1 protein-coding gene and 3 pseudogenes are annotated in these 3,414 nt (G+C 66.8%); 2 read left to right on the forward strand and 2 right to left on the reverse strand.

The window, feature by feature from the left end; all coding sequences use genetic code 11:
• Positions 1-164 precede the first annotated feature (164 nt).
• Positions 165-281 carry a DUF6192 family protein gene (locus ACFWW8_RS38270; protein WP_386537487.1) on the forward strand — a complete coding sequence of 39 codons (117 nt, stop codon included), beginning with the start codon at positions 165-167 and terminating at the stop codon, positions 279-281.
• A 228-nt stretch (positions 282-509) separates the two neighbouring features.
• Here the strand turns inward: ACFWW8_RS38270 and ACFWW8_RS38275 are convergent.
• A pseudogene (locus ACFWW8_RS38275) lies at positions 510-974 on the reverse strand (IS5 family transposase); the annotation flags it as partial.
• A 447-nt stretch (positions 975-1,421) separates the two neighbouring features.
• On the opposite strand from ACFWW8_RS38275, the pseudogene ACFWW8_RS38280 reads away from it, so the two are divergent.
• Positions 1,422-2,670: pseudogene (locus ACFWW8_RS38280) on the forward strand (IS110 family transposase).
• 22 nt (positions 2,671-2,692) lie between these two features.
• On the opposite strand, the pseudogene ACFWW8_RS38285 reads toward ACFWW8_RS38280, so the two are convergent.
• Positions 2,693-3,031 (reverse strand): annotated as a pseudogene (locus ACFWW8_RS38285) (transposase); the annotation flags it as partial.
• Positions 3,032-3,414 lie beyond the last annotated feature (383 nt).

Here is a 3,414-nt window from a genome sequence, read left to right on the forward strand (position 1 = left end):
AGTCGTCGTCCACGATCCACGGCCGAGTACTCACACACTCACGAACGGCCGAATCGTCACACCGGTCACGGCTGACCAGAGCATCTCATCAAGATCGTGTTACGAGCTCTACGCGAGCAGGAGCTGACCTCGGTTCGTCAAGGCTTGTGAGTTGCCACCCACAGGTGCGATCTCTCGGGTTCGAGCTGCTGCGCAGACCGGCGGCTGCGGCCCAGGTCGCTCCGTCCGACAGGGTCAGGGTGGTCCAGGAGGTGGCCCGCGACGACGAGGTCGCCAAATGACCACCGAACCGCAGTACCTGCCTGCAGGACTGGGACGGCCACATCGCCGCCGTCGCGGCGACGACCGTCCCCGTGCCCGCCGAGGTCACCGACGTCGTCGAGTACTGGGCAGCCCACGACACCCACAAAGACACCCCGCCCGACCAGGCCTCCTCGGCCTCAGCACCAACGACACCCGCAAGCTACTGGCCCGCTACGGCTGCTGGAGTCCCTACGTAACTGATCGTTTCAGAATGAGGTTCGGGGTCGTCGTGAACAGATGATGCTGCAGGTGAGTTGGAGGAGTCCGAGGTGGAGGTCGGCTCGTATCTCGTAGCGGATTCGAAGGCGTTTGAACTGGTGGAGCCAGGCGAAGGTGCGCTCGACGACCCAGCCGGTCTTGCCCAGGCCCGAGCCATGGAGTGTGCCCCGGCGGGCGATCTTGGGCGCGATCCCGCGGGCCCGGATCAGACGCCGGTACTTGTCGAAGTCGTAGCCGCGGTCGGCGAAGAGTCGGCGGGGCCGGTGACGTGGCCGTCCTCGAAGCCCGCGGATGCGGGGCATCGCGTCGATCAGAGGCATGAGCTGGGTGACGTCGTGACGGTTTTCGCTGGTCAGGGAGGCGACGAGTGGGGTTCCGTGCCGGTCGACGATGAGGTGGTGCTTGCTCCCCAGGCGGGCGCGGTCAACCGGCGAAGGTCCGGTGTGAGCCCCCCTAATTCGACCTGTAGGCGGTTCGAACTCGTTCGTGCAAGGGGCTCGAGTCGCTTGATGCCGGTGACGGAGGTCTTGAGTCCCCTGGCCCGCGAGGCCTCCTCAAAGAGCGGCACCGTCACCGGCAACCTTCGCGGGGTGACGCGGGCCCCGGGCCGACACCTCCGTTCCCCTGGCCGTTCGAGGCCTCTGTCAAGAGCGGCGCGGCCCGGGGCCTCCGTGACCACCGCGAAACCTGCGACGCACGTCCGAACGTTGAACGTCACGGCGCGAGCCCGCCCCAGGGACGACCTCTCGTTACACCCGCGAGCCTTCGAGCTCCACAGAAAGATCGAGCCCCTGGTGTGCGCTGGTGTCGCGAACGGCTTCTGAGATGGCGGACCAACGAGTCCTGGGATTAGGGCGCCGCGTGACCCACAAGTGCTCGTGACCTGCATGAACGGACGGATCTGGGAGGACAGCTTGACCATCTTCTGCGGAATCGACTGGGCGGAGCGACACCACGACGTCGCCCTCGTCGACGACACCGGCACCCTGCTCGCCAAAGCACGCATCACCGACGACGCAGCCGGCTACCACAAGCTCCTGGAACTCCTGGCCGAACACGGCGATGGCCCCGAAGTCCCTATACCCGTGGCCATCGAGACCAGTCACGGTCTGCTCGTGGCGACCCTGCGCGCCGGGAACCGCAAGGTTTTCGCGATCAATCCGCTCGCAGCTTCGCGTTACCGCGACCGCCATGGCGTCAACCGCAAGAAATCCGACCCCGGGGACGCCCTGGTCCTGGCCAACATCCTCCGCACCGACATGGCCATGCACCGACCTTTGCCGGCCGACTCCGAACTCGTACAAGCAATCACCGTGCTGGCCCGAGCCCAGCAAGACGCCGTCTGGAGCAGGCAGCAGATCGCCAACCTGGTCCGCTCACTCCTCCGCGAGTTCTTGCACTCCTCGCTTTCCAGGGCAAGAAGGGCGGCCTGACCAGGCCCGACGCCCGCGCCGCCCTAGCCCTGGCACCCACCCCGGCCAAAGCAGCCCGGCTCACCCTCGCTCAGCTACGGGCCGCCCTCAAACGCAGCGGACGCACCCGCTCCTTCGACGCCGAAGCCGAGCGCCTGCAGGCCGTCTTCCGCGCCGAGTACGCCCGCCACATTCCGGTGGTCGAAGACGCCTTCGGTAAGCAGCTGCAGGCCCTCCTCACGCAACGGTCCGCGGCCTGCCAGGCCGCGGACGACCTCGCCGCCGCCGCTGAAGCGTCCTTCCACCAGCACGCGGACAGCGAGATCCTGCTCAGCTTCCCGGCCTTGGCTCTCTGCTCGGCGCCAGGGTGCTCGCCGAGATCGGCGACGACCGGGCTCGTTTCAGCGACGCGAGAGCCCTCAAGTCCTATGCCTGCTCCGCACCGATCACGCGCGCCTCCGGGAAGAAACGCTTCGTCGGACGCCGCTTCGTCAAGAACAACCGGCTCATGAACGCTGGCTTCCTCTGGGCTTTCGCCGCCCTCCAGGCCTCACCGGGGGCCGACGCCCACTACCGGCGCCGACGCGAACACGGAGACTGGCACAACGCCGCTCAACGCAACCTGCTCAACCGCTTCCTCGGCCAGCTCCACCACTGCCTTCAGACCGGCAAGTGCTACGACGAACAACACGCCTTCAGCCCACTACTCGCGCTCTCCGAAGGGCAGGCAGCTTGACTTCTTGGCTCCCTGAGATGTCTTTGAGAGCTCTGACGTGCGAGGCGTCGATCGAAGCGTCATCCATGTCCAGCAGCCCGGCGGCCCGCAGCTCGCTCAGCAGGACTTGGTGGAGGCGGGGCCACACGCCAGCCTCGGTCCCCCGAAGCCGGCGCCAGGCCGTCACACCGCTGCAGCCGATCCGCTCGGCGGGAACGTCCCGCCAGCTCACTTCCTTGCACAGCAGGCAAACGATGGCCCTCAACGCCGCACGGTCATCCACCGGCAGTCGCCCGGGATACCTAAACCGCCTGGCCGGACGCCCCGGCAACAACGGGGCCACACGTTCCCACAAGTCATCAGGCACGAGATCAACAGACACACCCCAGACCCTGCCGACACCACACCCAACTGCCAAGCCCCGCAACGAATCTCATTCTGAAACGATCAGTCATGGCGAGGCGGCGTTCGGTGCGGTCCGCGAAACGTACCCAGAGGTAGGAGTTGTCCGCGTCGACGGCGTTCCAGCCGCTGCCGACCTCGACGACTTCCCCCTCGTAGACGGCGGGGGTCCGGTAGTCGCCTAGGGGAAGGGCTTCGGGTCCGCGCACCACGCCTCCCACCGCGTACGGCGCGGACACGATACGGGGGCGGCGTCCGGTGCGGCCCGCCACTGAGGGCGTGTCAGCGATCTTGTGTAAGTCGTCTGGTGTCATTGGATGCTGAGCCGGTCCTCGAAGAAGAGTGAGAACTGGTTCAGTGCCT

It is taken from the genome of Streptomyces sp. NPDC058701, from assembly GCF_042715295.1.
In the GTDB taxonomy this organism is placed as follows: Bacteria; Actinomycetota; Actinomycetes; order Streptomycetales; family Streptomycetaceae; genus Streptomyces.